The organism is Clostridium omnivorum, assembly GCF_026012015.1.
GTDB lineage: Bacteria > Bacillota > Clostridia > Clostridiales > Clostridiaceae > Clostridium_AX > Clostridium_AX omnivorum.
Window position 1 is genome coordinate 2,771,469 of sequence record NZ_BRXR01000001.1, and the last position, 17,932, is coordinate 2,789,400.

At 31.9% G+C, this 17,932-nt stretch carries 11 protein-coding genes and 1 pseudogene; 10 read left to right on the forward strand and 2 right to left on the reverse strand.

All coding sequences use genetic code 11. From position 1 onward, the window contains the following. Nucleotides 1–73: 73 nt before the first annotated feature. The 3 genes and pseudogenes from bsdE14_RS13095 to bsdE14_RS13105 all read left to right on the forward strand — a co-directional run. Nucleotides 74–1,771 carry a methyl-accepting chemotaxis protein gene (locus bsdE14_RS13095; protein ID WP_264850400.1) on the forward strand — a complete coding sequence of 566 codons (1,698 nt, stop codon included), beginning with the start codon at nt 74–76 and terminating at the stop codon, nt 1,769–1,771. 112 nt (nt 1,772–1,883) lie between these two features. Further along, nucleotides 1,884–2,492 carry a LysE family translocator gene (locus tag bsdE14_RS13100; RefSeq protein WP_264850401.1) on the forward strand — a complete coding sequence of 203 codons (609 nt, stop codon included), beginning with the start codon at nt 1,884–1,886 and terminating at the stop codon, nt 2,490–2,492. Between the two features lie 125 nt (nt 2,493–2,617). After that, nucleotides 2,618–2,878 (forward strand): annotated as a pseudogene (locus bsdE14_RS13105) (sugar phosphate nucleotidyltransferase); the annotation flags it as partial. Between the two features lie 319 nt (nt 2,879–3,197). Here bsdE14_RS13105 and bsdE14_RS13110 read toward each other — a convergent pair. Beyond that, nucleotides 3,198–3,449, reverse strand: a complete 252-nt coding sequence (locus bsdE14_RS13110) for a hypothetical protein (protein ID WP_264850402.1) — start codon at nt 3,447–3,449, stop codon at nt 3,198–3,200. 1,568 nt (nt 3,450–5,017) lie between these two features. Here bsdE14_RS13110 and bsdE14_RS13115 point away from each other — a divergent pair. The 3 genes from bsdE14_RS13115 to mcrC all read left to right on the forward strand — a co-directional run bounded on the left by bsdE14_RS13115 (nt 5,018) and on the right by mcrC (nt 10,839). Next, the gene (locus bsdE14_RS13115; RefSeq protein ID WP_264850403.1) at nt 5,018–6,244 is read left to right on the forward strand and encodes a competence protein CoiA family protein; all 1,227 of its coding nucleotides are present in this window, start codon (nt 5,018–5,020) and stop codon (nt 6,242–6,244) included. Between the two features lie 700 nt (nt 6,245–6,944). After that, entirely contained in the window at nt 6,945–9,782 is a 2,838-nt protein-coding gene (locus bsdE14_RS13120; protein WP_264850404.1) for an AAA family ATPase, read from the forward strand. Further along, the gene (gene mcrC / locus bsdE14_RS13125; RefSeq protein WP_264850405.1) at nt 9,775–10,839 is read left to right on the forward strand and encodes a 5-methylcytosine-specific restriction endonuclease system specificity protein McrC; all 1,065 of its coding nucleotides are present in this window, start codon (nt 9,775–9,777) and stop codon (nt 10,837–10,839) included. Before bsdE14_RS13120 ends, mcrC begins: the two co-directional genes overlap by 8 nt. A 658-nt stretch (nt 10,840–11,497) precedes the next feature. Here mcrC and bsdE14_RS13130 read toward each other — a convergent pair. Beyond that, the gene (locus bsdE14_RS13130; RefSeq protein ID WP_264850406.1) at nt 11,498–12,487 is read right to left on the reverse strand and encodes a type II restriction enzyme NmeDI-related protein; all 990 of its coding nucleotides are present in this window, start codon (nt 12,485–12,487) and stop codon (nt 11,498–11,500) included. Between the two features lie 112 nt (nt 12,488–12,599). Here bsdE14_RS13130 and bsdE14_RS13135 point away from each other — a divergent pair, with 112 nt between their 5' ends. From bsdE14_RS13135 to bsdE14_RS13150, 4 genes are all read left to right on the forward strand, one after another. Next, the gene (locus bsdE14_RS13135) at nt 12,600–13,385 is read left to right on the forward strand and encodes a DNA-methyltransferase (RefSeq protein ID WP_264850407.1); all 786 of its coding nucleotides are present in this window, start codon (nt 12,600–12,602) and stop codon (nt 13,383–13,385) included. Between the two features lie 243 nt (nt 13,386–13,628). Continuing rightward, nucleotides 13,629–15,290, forward strand: coding sequence for a hypothetical protein (locus bsdE14_RS13140; protein ID WP_264850408.1), 1,662 nt, complete (start codon nt 13,629–13,631; stop codon nt 15,288–15,290). Further along, nucleotides 15,277–16,242 (forward strand): hypothetical protein, encoded by a 966-nt coding sequence (locus bsdE14_RS13145; protein WP_264850409.1) that lies wholly within the window; start codon nt 15,277–15,279, stop codon nt 16,240–16,242. The genes bsdE14_RS13140 and bsdE14_RS13145 overlap by 14 nt, the downstream gene beginning before the upstream one ends. Nucleotides 16,243–16,256: 14 nt before the next feature. Next, complete coding sequence (locus bsdE14_RS13150) at nt 16,257–17,351, forward strand: hypothetical protein (RefSeq protein ID WP_264850410.1); 1,095 nt, start codon at nt 16,257–16,259, stop codon at nt 17,349–17,351. The last annotated feature ends 581 nt before the right edge of the window (nt 17,352–17,932 follow it).

The following is a 17,932-nucleotide window of genomic DNA, read 5'->3' on the forward strand; positions in this document are numbered from 1 at the left end:
TAGCACCGAAAATTATAAGTGGATGGTAATGAAATTTAGTTTTTTATTATATAGAGGGGGAGTGTGTTTTTATATGAAAATATCCAAATTTTTAAACCTTATAGGCGGGTTATTTTTACTAATAATTTTTATGACTGCAGCAAGCATCATTTTTCTTACTTACTCCTTTCAAAGTGAAAAGACCGCAGTAAGTAGACAAGCTGAGTTTAAGCAGTTGGGAATAGATTTAGAAAACTCAACCAATTACTTAACCAATGAGGCAAGAGCTTATGTACAATTTGGAGACCAAGTACATTATGATAATTATACGAAAGAGCTTAATGAAACTAAAACGAGAGATAAAGTTGTAAAAAGGCTCAAAGAACTTAATGCACCAGAAGGTGAATTAGCCCTTATTGAGCAGGCAAAAGCCAATTCTGATGGTATGGTAACAACAGAAGATCAAGCTATGGGAGATGCTAAAGCTGGTAATTTTGATAAAGCTAGAAAGTCTATGTTTGATAGCAATTATGATGCTAATAAAGCTAATATAGATGCTAATATAAAAGATTTTCAAAATAAGATGAATGCAAGAGCAGAAAAAGAAACTGATAAGGCAACTTTAAATTTATACATTTCAATATATGTTACAATAGCATTAATAGCAGTTTTAACATTGTTAATTATTTACACATTTGTTGTATTAACTAAGAAAATATCAAACTTGGGAAAAATTTCGGATAGACTTGCTGAACTTTCAAATAACGAAGGTGACTTAACCTCCAGATTAGAGCTTAATAGTAAGGATGAAATTGGGCAAATTGCAAAGTCCTTTAATAAAATGCTAGAAAGTCTTCAAATACTAATTTCTGAAATAAATACTACTACAGAGCAAGTAGCTGCACACTCAGAACAAGCATCTGGCACTATGACTGATGTTTCTGAAAAAATAAGATATATTAGTGAAGCTACAGTTCAAATAGCCAGAGGTTCAGAGGACTTGAGTGCTACTACTGAGGAAGTAAATGCATCAACGCAGGAAATAGAGTCAACAACAAACGAGCTTTCGAGAAAAGCTGCTGGTGCAAGTGAATCATCTAAGGAAATAAAGAAACGTGCAAATATAATAAAAGGTAAAGGTGTGGCTTCAATGGAAGAAGCTAATACTCTGTACGATGAAAAGCAGGGGCATATATTAAGAGCAATTGATGAAGGAAAAATAGTTGGAGAGATAAAGGCAATGGCTGAGGCTATAGGGGCTATAGCAGAGCAAACAAATCTTTTAGCTTTGAATGCAGCTATTGAAGCTGCTAGAGCTGGTGAGCAAGGAAGGGGCTTTGCTGTAGTTGCTGATGAGGTAAAAAAACTTGCAGAACAATCCTCTGAAACTGTATCAAATATACAAGGAGTACTAGGTAAGGTTCAGAATGCTTTTGATAACTTGTCAAAGAATACTCTAGATGTATTAGGCTTTATAGATAATAAAGTTAAACCTGATTATCAACTTCTTGTAGAAACTGGCGAGCAGTACGAGAAGGATGCAGTGCAGATAAATGAAGTTTTAGCGGGAGTTGCTAATTCATCAAATTTGATGCTTGGTTCAATAGAAGAGGTTGGAAGGGCAATTCAAAGCGTATCTGCAACAGCAGAGGAAGCAGCTGCAAGCTCAGAAGAGATTCAAGCAAGCATAAGTGAAACAGCTTCCTTTGTAGAAGAAGCTGTAGTACAAATCAATGAACAGGCAGAAATGGCACATAAGCTTAATAACTTAGTTAGAAAGTTTAAGGTATAAAAAATATTAAAAGATAAGTCCCTAGCATAGAAGATTAAAATATGCTAGGGATTTTATAATTTTTATGACTTTGAGGCAAACTAGTTTTAAATAAAAACTAGGAGAGGGTATTATGTTTGAGCTGATTCATGGATTTATAATAGGTTTATTCATAGGTATGCCATTTGGGCCTATTGGCGCAATATATATGAGGGTTACATTGAAAAAAGGTATTCGCTATGGACTTATGGCTGGGATTGGAGGCACTGTTGCAGATGCCACCTTAGGAGCTGTAGTAATATATGGAGTAAGCTCCATTTCTCGCTTTTTAGTTAGAGAACATCATATTATACAAACCGTATGCGGTATTATAGCAATTATTTTAGGTATAACTATGTTATTTACCCATGAGAAGAAAAAGGTGTTTTTAATTGAGTCTGACTCAAAAATTAAGATACTTTTATCTACCTTCTCATTTGCTGTTATAAACCCTGCAACAGTAATTTCACTGTTCATAATTACTAGTACCTTCAGTGCAGGCTATCTTCATACAAGGTTTAATAATGCATTAATGGTCCTGGGAATCTATATAGGAAGCTTTTTGTGGATGGCACTATTTGTCGGTGGCGCAAGTGCACTTCGAAAATGGCTAACTGAAGGAAAAAAGAATTATGCTAATAAAGGAATTGGGGTGCTGCTAATAATAAGTGGAGTTTTTTTACTTATAAGCAAACATATTTAATTATTAAGTATTTTAAAGCTACTGCTTACATTAAAATAATAGAATTAGAGGGCCATTATCCAGCTTTCACACTTTTATCAAATTTGTCATATGATAAATTGAATCACTATTTGGAGTGAGTTTAGTTGTTATACGCTCTAATTTTAGCAGGAGGAAAAGGAGTTAGGCTTTATCCACTATCTAGAGAAAAGAATCCAAAACAATTTCTAAAGGTTATTAATGACAAGAGTTTTTTGCGAAATACAGTAGATAGGATTAAGCCTTTAGTAAGTAAAGAAAATATATACGTAGTGACAAACGAGGAATACTTAGACAAAATCTATGATGAGCTTCCAGAAATAAATAAGGAAAATATTTATGTAGAGCCTGCCAATAAAGAGACCGCTTTATAGACGATATAGGTCATTTGGAAAATGGTGATTGTGTGATGAAAATAATAGCAAGTAAAAACCTGTTAAAGATGTAAATTTAAATATTAGTGTGTTCTAAAGTGTGTGGTGCTGTATCATAAAAACACATCAATAAGTTTGAAAGAATATATCTAGAAGGTGAACAATAAATAAATCTATTTTAGCTTACCTAAAATTAAGAATGTTATATAGATTTACTTAGTTTTAAGAATTTAAGATAAACCATATAAGGTTCACTGTGAACCGGTTAAGAAAAAGTGCTCTTTTTGCATAGCTAAAGATAGCATGGAGTGTTTCAATTTGGAATGCTTCTAAATATACCTAAGTTTTTTATCTTTTTTGTTTTAATAGTATGATGGCTTGTATGATATATAATATTATTACCTTTACAATTAGCCAGTTCATGAGTAGCGTCTTTAGCACTTGAGATTGCTTGAATTACACTCATTTTATCAATAAAAAGATAATCACCTTCCACATGGTATCCAATTATGTGTAATTTTACCCACTGATTGGGGTATAAGGCTCTAATTTCTTCCCAACTCATGTTTTCACTCCTTATATGTAAATTTATATATATTTTAGCATAAAGGAAGAAAAATTTAATTAAAAAAATTGTTTATTAACAGTATAAAATATTTTTATAGTGACAAGTGGTCATAAGCTAACTAAATGCTGTTATTAGTCTTAACTATATTATTATTTTAGATTTGAGAAGAATGCTAATTTTCTAAAATAAAAAAACAATACAGGTGTTAAAGCGCATTTCTTCAATTGTATAGGCACGCTTTGGGTATTACTTGCTGATTCAGGTCAGGAATTCGGTAATAAGAAATGATGGATGAAGTATATTTTACTATGTTTTTTATAAGTTCTATGTGAAAAATAATAACTATGTAGAAGTTAAATTGCATGGGATATACTTTTTTATGGGAAATAGAAAAAAGGGTTACCATATGATTATGTTTCAGTCTTAATATATAATTCCTCCAGTAGAGTCTTTTGAAAAAATCCACCAAGCTGAGAAGCTTGACCTTTTAAAATAGACCATTATCTAAGCAATTACGTTTCAATGGGAGTTATTATGGACAACTATATAGGTAGTGGAGCTTAGGTAAAGCTTGTCTAAACAAGTGAGGATTTGCAATACTCTACGAGCTTCTGAAGGAGAATATAAATATGATAAATACAAGGATCCAGGCCTTTAAGTTATTAAAAAGTATATGTAAAAGTGAATGTAAGAAGACATGAAAAAGTATGTCCAACAATGAATAGAGTGATTCTTGTTACCACAGTTATACGTAAATAATAATGGACAAGTATCCTTTGAAGGTCTTAAAATGGGCTTTGGACAAGTTGTTAGAAATCCTTAGAGATTTCTTATGTCTTACTTGAATTTGAAATAAATTTTACCTTATTAATAAAAAAGGGTATATTTATCACACTAAGTATTAAATGTAAAGGGCATGTCTTCAGAAGGACAATCCATTTATTATTACTAAGTATTAAATTTACGATTCTAGTATTAAAAAGCCAGATTATTGATAATGAGAGTAGTTACCATGTGAAAACCTTGAGAATGAAAGGATTTTCTATGCAAAAACCTTTATTTTCCTAATAGAAATATATGTAATATTATGCATGGTATGCATACGCTTCTATACTTGTCCAAAAGACACCCAAAGTTCTTAAAATAAAATACTCCGTACCTCCGTATTTGTGCCTCTTATTTCTATTTTATCGGAAAAAAGGAATGACTAATTAAGGGACTTTTACAGTTCCTACTTAGCTTGTAGTATTAACAAGTCAAGTTATCAAAAAGTTAAAGAGAAAGTGCATGATAAAAGCTATGAGAAAGGATGTCCAAAGAACATTCGTTCTCATATAAAGCTTATGCATAAAAAAACGAGTACCTATATTTTTAGGGTAATTGATTCATGGAGGCTTTGGCTGAGAAATTTTTATAAGGATTACTTAAAGAAATTATCATATATATTATTCTTAGAGAGAAGTTCTAAAAGTTATGATAACACTGAATTTAATAGGCTTAATACTTTTATTTACACGAAGCAAATGAGATAATTGTAATATCAGGGATAAATTGGGGGAGAAACTATGCAGAAATGTAGGTTAAATGGAAAAATAGTATATGCATTTAAAGTTATTAACGAAAAGGAAATTATTGATATTGAATATGAAAAGAAGCTTAGAAAAGCAAGCGAACAAGGTGAGCTAGAATGCGAAGACTGTGGTCTAGATGTAGTATTTAAGTTTGGAAAAGTAAAAATACCACATTTTGCACACAAAAATAATTCACTGGGCGGGGGTTGCTCTTACTCAAGAGAAACAGAGGAACATATAATGGGTAAGAAAATTCTAATGCAGCTAATGATTAATAACTATAAAGATATTTATGCAGAAATGAGATATAGATTTGATAATGGTAGGTGGGCGGATTTATACTTTAGATTTAGTGATGGAAAAGAACTTGCTATTGAATTTCAAAGGGAATTGAATAGTGTAGTATATTGGGAAGATAAGAATAATTTCTACCAAGAAAATCAAATTAATAATTTGTGGATTGCTGCTGGAAAAAGAGAAGAATTTGAGAATATATTAAGGGAATATGAATTTGTATTTCAACATAGGCTTTTTATTAATAGTAATAATAATAAATTGCTTATTCTTGATGTAGAAAGAAAAGAATTGATAATAGCATCAAAGATGATTGCTATAGATGAAGAAATTAATGAGATTATAATGGATAGAATATTTTTCAGAGCCTATGCTATAAATTCTATTAATATAATGCCTGATGGGACAATAGATTGTGATTATAATAGAGAATTTGATAGAGCAAGAAATGAGTTTATTCAGTCATATTTGGATGAAAAGAAAAGAAAGTTTGAAGAATTAGAGTGTATTAAAAGGCAGACGGAGGAAGAAGAAAAAAGGATTAATGAAAAGCTAGAAAGAAAGCACAAGGAAGAAATGCAAAGAATAGAACGACAGCCAAAAGAAACTAGTAATGAGAAACAAGAGAATGATAGGTCTGATGCATGGGGTGAAATTGGATATAGTAGAAATGTGTACAACAACAAACATTATCAGAAAAAAAGTTATAATGAGTTTAGGAGAAATGATGATTACTACAGAGATAAAGTAAGAAAGGCTATATTGGGGTATAGGTACGGGATTGAAAATTTAGTCAGGATATTATTAAGGGGAGGAGCAACAGAATATAATCTTATAAAAAATATATTTGAAGAAGAAATAGGTAAGGGAAATTTAAAAGCGAAAAAAGCATTTGATGAAGTAATGAAGCAGGCTAGGCTTGATTAGTGCTATACATTTATGCTTGGAATTATTATAAGACCATAAAAGAAAATAGGGTAGTACCTAATAATTTATAAATGTACTAAGAATTCTATTTAATAGACAAGGGACATTATTTGAAGTTATAGAGGCAATTAAGTGGTACATTTTAGATAAAATAGATAAACTGTGAAGATATGAGGAAAGGAAACGTCATATTTATTAATTGTATTTAAGAAGTATAGCAAATGTAACTTGTTAGGACATAACTATATGCGGTTAGCTATAGTGAATCGTATAATAAGTAACGGATATTTTTTATAAATATATGTTATCAATACTACTCGTGGAGTGCGTAGTATTGATAACAAGGGTGGAGAAGTAGAAGAGATGAAAAGCCTGTAAATAAGGGGGGTGAGACTTGGTGTGCAAGAAGCCGAAGATTGAAACCCCCTTTTTTTATTATTCCTTGGAAACATACCCAGTATATTCAAGTTTATAGTTGAGTTAGCAGATTAGATGTGTTACTCTGATGACATAGCAGGTTAGATATTTCGCTCTTACGACAGAACGAATTAGATGTTTTTTCAATGAGAGTAGGTTAGATAAATAGCAGGAAATGAGGGACAAGTGGGTGGAAAAATAAATGGATGCAGCTAGATGGATATGGCCAGAGGATAAATAGAGTTTGTGGAATATTAAAATTTGAAAGAGGAGGTACTGCTAAATGATAAATACCAAAAAGCTCAAGGATGTTCTTGGTACTTATAAGAAAGATTTTGTATCTCAGCAATGGGAAAACGAACGATATAAATGGGAAGCCGTGAAACACTTCCAAGATCATTGGGACATCAATGCTCGTAATTTTGCTGAGATGTTTACTAAGGCAACAGATAAAACATATAATCTGCTTGCCTCCATGAACAACTTCCCAAGAGTCATGATTCAGGGATTTGCATCAGCAGATCCAGAGTCAACCAGAGCCATGTTTATAAATCTTTTTGATGAAACGAAGGATTTTGTAGAACGAGTTGAAAAATTTCAGTCTGATGCGGAAACAGTGCGGACAAAATATGATGATGGCACTTGGAAACAACATTATCAGAATCCAAATTCCATCAGCACATACCTATGGCTCCGTTATCCGGACAAATACTATATATACAAATACTCAGAGTGTCGTGCTGTGGCAAAGGAACTGGGCAGTGATTTCGTTCCGAAAAAGGGTGCATCTTCTGTTAATCTTGTGGGTGGATTTAAGCTGTACAATGAAATCTGTGAGCAGCTGGCTGTAGATGAAGAATTGGTTCAGTTACTACAGTCTGTGCTGACAGACAGCTGCTACCCGGACAAAGAACTGAAAACATTGGCAATTGATGTGGGGTTCTATATCAGCCGATTTTATTCAAAAAAGTCTACAGATGATACCACAGAGTGGTTCCCAAAGGATTATAGCCCCAATATTACGACCGAAGAGTGGATTTCCCTTCTTATGGATGAAACTGTGTTCACGACTAATAGTCTTGAAATCATGAAACGTATAAAAGACTATGGTGGTATGGCTACATGCACACAGCTTTCTATTAAGTACGGAGAGACGGCGAATTTCTATAATGCCGGGTCATCCTCTCTAGCAAGACGAGTTGCTGAGGTAACTAGATGCCCTGTTATGACCAAAGATACAGATAACTCAGAATGGTGGCCGATTCTATATATTGGAAGGCATGCAGACAAAAGCACAGAATGCGGCTATATTTGGAAGTTACGTGATGAATTGAATGAAGCACTGGATCAAATTAACTTATCAGAAATTCCGTTGTATGCCAATGAAACACCTGCCATCTGGAAAATCAGTCACGGCACGGATTGCATTTCAGATGCCGAGGCAAAGATTTTTGAAGAAAACCATGTTATTGTAGTCCATAAGGATACAAAAGCCAAAGCAACTTCCAAAGTGAGCCAAGGTGAGAGTTTTATGCTTTCCATGAAAAAAGGCGATTATTTCTACCTCTGTTATGGAAACAGCATCAGGCTTCTGGGCCAGATTACAACGGATGAAGTTGTGCTGAATCCTGAAAAGGAAGATGGATGGTATCAGCGGAAATATAATGTCGTTGCCAAATCAAAGGATATTTATCCTTATAAGAATACTCAAAAATGGTGGACACCAAATGATAACTCTACATGCATCATAATTGGTGAGTCGGATAAGCATTTATTTGAAGAATTGATTTTGAGACCGTATTTTGATATGACATTAGATTCGTTGCTGAGCAATAGTACTGATAAACACGGTTACTGGTGGTTGAACGCCAACCCGAAAATCTGGAGCTTCTCCGATATTGGTATCGGTGAAACACAAAGTTATACTCTTTACAACGATAATGGCAACAAACGCCGTATCTTCCAGAACTTCTTGGATGCTAAGGCCGATGATTTTATTATCGGATATGAATCTTATCCGGTAAAACAGGTTGTGGCTATTGCGAAAGTAACGAAAGAAAATGACGGTGAGAATCTCTATTTTGAAAAAGTAGACGGACTTGCAACACCGATTGATTACTTAACACTAAAGAGCTGCCCTGAGCTGGAGCGCATGGAATACTTCACCAATCCGCAAGGTAGTCTTTTTAAGCTAACCAAAGGTGAATATGATTTTATCATGGATTTAATCCGTGAGGAGAATCCGGTTGCACAGAAAGAAACTGTCGAAGCCTACTCCAAAGAAAGATTTTTAGAAGAAGTCTATATGACCGGCGAACGTTTTGATACACTTGTTTCTTTGTTAAAGAATAAACAGAATCTGATTTTGCAGGGCGCTCCTGGTGTTGGTAAGACCTTTGCGGCAAGGCGTCTGGCCTATGCAATGATAAAGGAGAAAGACGATAGCCGCATCGAATTTATCCAGTTTCACCAAAACTATTCCTATGAAGACTTCGTAATGGGTTATAAACCGCAGGGCGAAGGATTTGAATTGCAAAACGGTACTTTCTATCGTTTCTGCCAGAAGGCAGCGAACATGCCGAGCAAACCATTTTTCTTTATCATAGATGAAATCAATCGCGGTAACATGAGTAAAATTTTTGGTGAGCTGCTCATGCTGATTGAAAGAGACTATCGTGGAACAAAGGCAACGCTTGCCTATAACGGGATGCCATTTACTGTTCCAAAGAACTTATACATCATCGGCATGATGAACACCGCTGATCGCAGCCTTGCTATGATTGACTATGCTCTACGTCGACGTTTTAGTTTCTTCGAAATGGAACCGGGATTCAATTCTGGCGGTTTCAAAGCATATGAAGCGGCATTTGACAATGATACGTTCAATACTCTGATAGAGCGCATTAAAGAATTGAATAAGGAAATTGCTGCTGACAGTTCTCTTGGTAAAGGATTCTGCATTGGCCACAGCTATTTCTGTGGTCAGAAAGAATGCACAGATGAATGGATGATGGAAGTTGTTGAATATGATATTCTTCCAATGCTGAGCGAGTATTGGTTCGATGAACCAGCTAAGCTGCAGCGTTGGCAAAACATACTGCGTGGTGTTTTCAATGACTAATGATAAGGGAATACTTATTAAGAATGTTTATTACATGCTCACATATGCTTTTCAAGTGCTGAAACAATCAAACTACGATGAAGTAGAGTCAGAAGAGTTTGAGAATATTCAAGACCTGTTTGCAGCCATCCTAGCTAAAGGAATTGCTCAGCAGCTGAAGCAGGGCCTATACCAGGAATACATTTCTAGATGCGATAACCTTTCAGTGTTACGCGGAAAACTGGATATCCATGGGACAATCAATAATAAGCTGCAGCGAAAGCAAAAACTTTCCTGTGAATATGATGAACTGTCGGAAAACAACGTGTTCAATCAGATTCTGAAGACTACAGCCATTATCCTATTACGGCAATCCACAGTGAGTGCTGAACGTAGGACTGCACTGAAAAAGGTTATGCTGTTCTTTGAGGGGGTGGACATGATTGAACCGGCTTGCATCAAATGGAATATGCTGCAGTACCAGAGAAACAATCAGAGCTATAAAATGTTGCTTAATATTTGTTATTTTGTCCTTGACGGACTGTTAATGTCCACGGAAAAAGGTGAGTTTAAAATGGCTACATTCCTGGATGAGCAACATATGTCGCGCCTGTATGAGAAGTTTGTATTGGAGTATTACCGGTATCATCATCCTGACCTGCGGGCAACAGCTTCACAGGTGGCATGGAATCTTGACGATGGTGTAATTGATTTCCTGCCTATTATGCAGACAGATATCACACTGCGGTATGGAGATAAAATCCTTATCATCGATACAAAGTATTATGCGCACACCATGCAGGTTCAGTATGATAGCAAAACGCTTCACTCCAATAATCTGTATCAGATTTTTACATACGTTAAAAATCAAGATGTAAGTAATACGGGTAATGTGGCTGGTATGTTGCTCTATGCCAAAACGGAAGAAACTATTACGCCAGACTGTGATTTTAATATGAGTGGGAACAAAATCAGTGTCAAAACGCTGGACTTGAATATTGCTTTCAATGACATTGCCGCACAACTGAATAGAATTTCAGAATCATACTTTGGAGATGTCATAAAGAAGGAGGAGTAGTAAATTTAGATACAGAAAATCAGAATTGTATCAAACAACATATGCTACGGACTAGGACCTTTATTTAATCATCTATAAATAGTGGGAAGTTGTTCAACTTGAGATAGAGAGAAGGAGTGTATTTACTGAAACTTATGGTATATTTAAATTAGACTATGCAGCATCAGATAATCCTTTAGCAGAAAGAGTTATATGTGAAAGTTATGGTAGTATATTTGGAAGAAAGACACGGCATTCACATATGAAAATTCTAAAAGAAAAGTTTGGATGCGTAGCAATAGGTATAAAATAAAAGGTGAAAAAGGCTGCAAGAATAAACACACTGATGATAAGATTTGTACAAGACTTTCATAAATACCTTCAATACCATTATTTAAAATAAGGATTTCTTTATAGAGAAATGGAAAGACAGACTTAAGAGTGAGAATGTTTTAGTATGGTAAATACCAAAGCAGCATATAAAAATTATTGAAAATGCAGAAGTAACAAAATAATTTGATGTGAATTTGTTTTTAAAGTAAATAGAAAAGATGACTGTATTTGAATGGAAAAATACAATTATATGTTTGCTTGATGGGACGGAGATACAAGTTGTAATTGAATAAGTTTTATTAAAATAGGCGACTAAGGCGTTAATTGCACTTTGGTCGTCTATTTTTTATTGATAATGAAATAAATGAAAATTTGCTATTAAAGGAGTAAGAGATTTAATACTGAAAAAGTGATTTCTACATATATCTTTTTCTTTTCCAAAGCCTAGTACGTCTTTTAGCTTAAGTGAATCATCTAACTTTGACAGCGGTAAAAAGTATAAATTTAACTTGGGAAAGAGTGATTTTATGAAAGAATAATTTTCTTTGCAATAATTATAAATCTCGTAATATTTTTGGTCATAACTACAAATTATATTGTATAAATGTGGATTCAAGGTAATACTATATTCGTTTAATTTATGTAATCTTCTAAATGCATCAGCATAGTTATTAGAAAATTCTATTTCAAATGCAGCGACTGGGATGATGTTTTCATACCATATTACATCAATTCTATCTATCACTTTATTTGATGATATAGTTACTAAATCAGCAGGCTGAGGAGTTTTGGCAATAAGCAAGTTTGTATTAAGTCTTTTCAATTTCTTCTTATCATTTATAGCTATATTTACTTTGTAGCCTAAGCTTTCGCCTAAGTTTAGTATATAACTTTGAATTATTTCATGTCGTGTTTTATTAGGTAAATTACTAATGTAATAGTTTTTTCTTATTATTTCATCTACTGTAGCAAGTTCAAATTGAATTTTTATTGTTTCCGGATATTTATTACCAAATCTAACAATTCCATCTCCTTCATAATAACCCAAAACCCTATTTCTTTCTTTGTTATAACCTTTAACTTTATTGGTATATACCATATTTTGATAAAGTTCATCATGTATGAAATCAAGTTTAGGATTATAAAGAACAAAAGGGTTTCCATCTATTCTAGATAATCCAACTAATAGATATTTACTTTCATTATTAACGATGGTGGATACTTTATTAAATGAAAAATCAGTAAAATTATTTTCATCAAAAGTCCTTATATAATCAAAGCTTGTAACAATAGTATAATCTATCAAAGTTTTTTTTAATTCTTTATGCTTTTCCAAAGTTTTTGATACCTCGCTAAACAATATTTTATTTATTATAACCAGAAAAGTATTTTATATTATTATCCAAGAATATGAATAAGTGTATAGTATTTTTAATGGATGATAATCAATGAATCAAATTAAGATTAACAATACGGATTGTTTAAGCGGTTTGAAGAAAATGGAGGATTGTTCAATTGATTTGGTTATTACTTCACCACCATATGAAAACTTGAGAGATTACAATGGGTATGTTTTTAATTTTAATTATTTTAAAGATGTTGCTAATGAATTATTAAGGTGCTTAAAAGATGGAGCAGTAATAATATGGGTTGTTGCTGATAAGACTTCAAATGGATCAGAATCGGGAGAATCATTTAGACAGGCTTTATATTTTAAAGAAATAGGGTTTAAATTGTGGGATACAATGATTTTTGCAAAATTTAACCCCACACCTAAGAATCACAGAAGATATGAACAAGAGTTTGAGTATATGTTTGTTTTTGCAAAAGGAAAACCTAAATGTTTTAATCCTATACTTATTCCATGTAAATTTAACGGTCAAGAGAGAACAGGAACTTATAGACATAATAAAAATGGTCAACTGAAAAAACTTAATACAGCTGGAAATGTTAAAGAAATGAAAATTAAGGGAAACATATGGTATTACACTGTAGGTAAAAATTGTACTAAGGTCTTGTTAGCGCATAAACATCAAGCTATATTTCCTGATAAATTGGTTGAAGACCATTTAATAACATGGTCTGTTGAAGGTGATGTAGTTCTAGATCCTTTTATGGGGAGTGGAACAGTCGCTAGAATGTGTAATAAAATGAATAGAGCATTTATTGGCTTTGAGATAAGTAAAGAATATTGTGAACTTGCAGAAAAACTAATTAAAAGTATTGAAGAATAGAGATTATTGATAAAATATTATTATTCTCATTATAAAGAATAACTGCATTTGAAGAGAAAATATTATTGCAAGCATGCTTGATGGGACTGAAATATAAGCTTTAATTGAATAATAAAATAAAAGAAGACTGATTTCTTATCATAATCAGTCTTCTTTTATTTTTTGAATAGAAAGGAGAGGATGGTGGCTATAATCTAAATATTATAATGTATTTTATTGTAAAGGGAAGCGGTGCTTTAGGAAATGCTTAAGGTAGAGGAGTATATTACTAAAAGAAAAAAGGAAAATAAAATTGATGAATTCGACTTTAAGAAACATTCGGAGAATATGGCAAGTATTATTAAGTATGTAACTGATTATTTTAATAATTATTTAAGTTTAGAGGATTACGATTATGAAAGAGTAAAAACTCAGCAAACAGTAGACAAGTTTAAGGATGATATACAAAAAAAATATCCAGAAACACATGATTATATAATTTTATATTATTTTGATAATAAAATACGATTGGATAAATATGTTGCTAAAGCTTATGAAGATATTAAAGATAGTGAGTTATTTTACAAAGAAGAAGATTATAACAATGTTGCTGAATATGTTATTGAAAAAAAGCTAAATGTTCAAATGAATGAAATGTTATTTCACAAGTTATCCGTAATGGCACGAGAATATAAACAAATTGAGAATGAATGTCCAAGTATTTCTGAAATGAAGGAGCTTGATAATGCATTAGTAGATTGGGTAAAGGCTGTATTTAGAAAGTATCATGTCGATTTATTGAATTATTCAGGTGAGATTGCATATCATTACTATAAAACTTATGTAGTTACAGAATATGATAGAGATACTGATACCTTTTATCATATAAATAATTATGACTATAGGTATCAAGAAAATCCATTTGATATTGATGATATTTATGCCAGAAATGAGCATAGAGATTTTATTAAGGATCATAAGGGTGAGCTTGAAATGCTGATAATGTACTGTTGGCTAAATGATTATATAAAAGATTTAGATTATTGGCCGGAATATGTTCAACTTTCTATTGATTCAAATAGAGTAAGGTTATCAAAAAGAAAGCGTGTATTTATACCAGTTCAGATTTCTTATATTAATTATCCGTCTGAAATAGTAACTGCAGGTAAATATATTGAAACAATTAATGGAGTAATTGAAAAAGACCCAGGTAAAAACTATGTATTAAGGATATCTTATGTAAAAAGTAATGATGAAGTATGGAAAGATAAAAAGGCTTTAGAATCTTTAATTGGTAATTTACAAAATAGTTTTAAGCGATACGGAGCACCAGATCTTGTAGAATTTCAATCTCCATATAAAGCAGCAGGATATAGTAAGGAAAATTTCTTTGAAAGTTATCAAGCATTTGAGAAAGGCTTACTTGGATTTATCAAGACTAAAATAGCTATAATAAATGGAAATATAAAAGGAAGTAAAGGAAAAGAGTTTTTATTTTCATCTATAGATGACATTTTGAAGTTATATAATACCTCCAAACAATTAAGCCTAAGATTGAAATTATCTGTGGATTTTAATGACAGTAATAGAAAAAATATTTTGAAGGAAAAAATGAATGAGACAATTAATGCTTTATCTTCTATAAGAAGTTTTATTGTGGCAATTCATCTTAATAAAATTGATTCATGGAGTAATTATAGAGGAATATTTGATGAAGATGGTAAGCATGCATACATGAGCGTTTATGATTATCAAACAGTTTCAACTTTTATGCAAGGGTTAGCGACCATTGTACAAGATAGCAAAGTAAGATATTTAATTCCGGAGAAAATTGATAAAGAAGAGAAACTTGAAGAACTAATAGATACATTATACCGTGCAGGCTTTTGTTTTGAAAAAGGTGGTAGTATTGGTGAAAAGCAGTGAAATAGATATATATGATGAAATAGAATTTCGTTCATGGGTTAAAAAGATTAATCTAGCTTTAGATGATCAGAATTATTGTAATATAATTGAAGATCATAATCGTGAGATGGATAACAGAAAGAATATCAGTAAGAATAGGTATTTGGAAAATCTGCCTTTCGAGGTAAGGTGGAGTATGGAGAGAGAAATTAATCCCTACCAAAATGAAAGAAAAACAGTTGTAATGAGCATAAATACCTCAGAAAAGACAAGAGCTAAAGCTTATAAATTTATGAATGCTTTTATAAATAACATCTCTAAAATTGGCGGCAGAGTATATGTTGATAAAACAGAAGATAATGATAATACGATGTTTACATTGTTAGAGAGTAGATATAAATGTAACTTATATGAAAAGCAAGTCAAGTTAAGAAATAGGATAAAGACAGAAAATAGAGAAATGAGTCCTTTATACGAGTCGGAGTATAATGGTGATTTGTACTTTGAAGTTTTTGCTGAAGATAAAAATGATAAATGGGAATCATTACAGACTATAGATATTAATAACTCACATGTTGTGGAAAGTGAATTAGCAGATTTGTTTTGGAAATTAAGGGATGATGCAATATCCAAAAAGATTATTATAGATCAAGAAATAGCAAAGCAGCAAGAACTGAGAGAAAAACAAATTAGACAATGTGAAGAAGACAAGATACGTGAAGAACGAACCCGTTTAGAAAAAGAAGAATTGGTAAAGAAACAGAAAATGCAAGAAAAGATAAAAACGCATATGGATAAATGGGAATATACTAATAGAGTTTTAATGTATATCAATGAGTTGCGTTCTGTGTCAGGTGTAAGTGACAATGAAAGAACGCTGCTTTTAAATTATTGTGACTATGTTGAAAAAATCTATAGTAAATCAGAAGTTTACAAAGAAATTTTAGAGTTCTCGCAAGAATTAGAAACGTAAGGGTAGGAATAGAAATGAAAATAATTATTGAAGATACCAGTCTGGTTGATAAAGAATTAGATAATAAAATTCGTGAAAAATTAAAAGATATTGTTCAAGAACTTGATAAAAGCAAAAAATACAAGTTGGATTTAGAATTTTGTGAAGATTTGATTCAGTGTGAATGTCAAATAGATTCATATGAAATACCAGAAGAGGAGTTGCCGCCATACCAAAGAGGAAAAATGTTAAAGGGTAAAGAGAAAATGTATGCATTATTAAGCTATCGAGTTGGTTCTGCTAAAAATATAGTTAAAGAATATGGAATAAACTTAGGAACTAGTAATATTCAAGGAACACCATTCATGGAATTAAATAAAATAGAGTTAAGACTTGAGGGAGAAGAAGATACTGAGTTAGATAATGGTAGTAAACGAATAAAAGAAAAGAAAGTTACGGTTAATATGGTAATGCCAAGTTTTTCAGCATTTATTGAAAATATCAATAAAGCTTTCAAGTATATTGAACAAAATGGAGAAACTGAATTAGAGAATGCATTTGATGATAAAAAAGAGTATGATAAATATAAATCTCTTGTTGGTAAAGATATGCTATATAACATGTTAATTGATTTTAAAAAAGTATATGGTGATAAGTGGATATATTCAAAAGAATATAAATCAGAGTTAAAAGAGAAATTTATAAAGACTATAAAAATTAAAGCTGGGATTATATGTGATGATGAACTAAAAGAAAGTATCTTAAAACCACTTGAGTTAAAAACAGTATTAATATTTGAAATACCTGTTTACAAAGTAACTAAGAAAAATAATGGAGCTAATAAAAGTATTGGTTACGTTAGGTTGTTAACAAACGGACAAATGATTAATGTTAAGTTTCAACCGCATAATAAATCATATGCACTTCCTGATGAAACTTTTCAACAGTGTTTTGTTAGTGTAACTTCCAAGGAGGATAATAGAAAAATCTTAAAAATGATTGAAGATCTTATTCATAAAGTCGATGAAAACTGTCAGAGCTTTGGTTATAAACTTGAAAAAGATATAATTCATAATGTATTAGGATATATGGATATAAAGAATATTTTAAAGAAAGCTAGAGAAGTATGAAGAAGAATAAAGAAAAGAAATCAGCTATCACGTGATTCTGTGAGAGGATATTGTAAGAGACCTGGACTATATGTTTTTGGTAAAGGGTTAGCTATGTAGTAAAAGATGTTAGTGAAGGAAGAATTCATATATGTACTTTGTCTACAATTGGGCAAAGAAATAAGCAGAATGCTACAAGTAGAAAGAGAAAATACTGCTGTATGGAATGTATGAGATTGTGGGACAAAACATATCGGAAAGCACTTGAGTTAACATGTTCATACTGTGGAAAAAATTTAAGCCTTAAGTATTTTAAATATTACAGCAGAGACTGCTACATTAATGATAAATAAATAGAAGATAATCTAAATAGAGATAACAATTTTAGTTTATGATATAATTCTAGAGCTGAAAACGGGTTAAAAAGAAACTTTGTCAATGATAGCAATCAAAAATTCGTTGATTATTATTGGTAATTTTAATGATAGTGTTTATGGATAATTTAAATAGGCTTGTAAATCACATGGAATAGAAACAATATTATTAGATGAACATATGTTTTTGAAAGTGATAAAAGAAAATAAGAACTAGCAATTGATTGT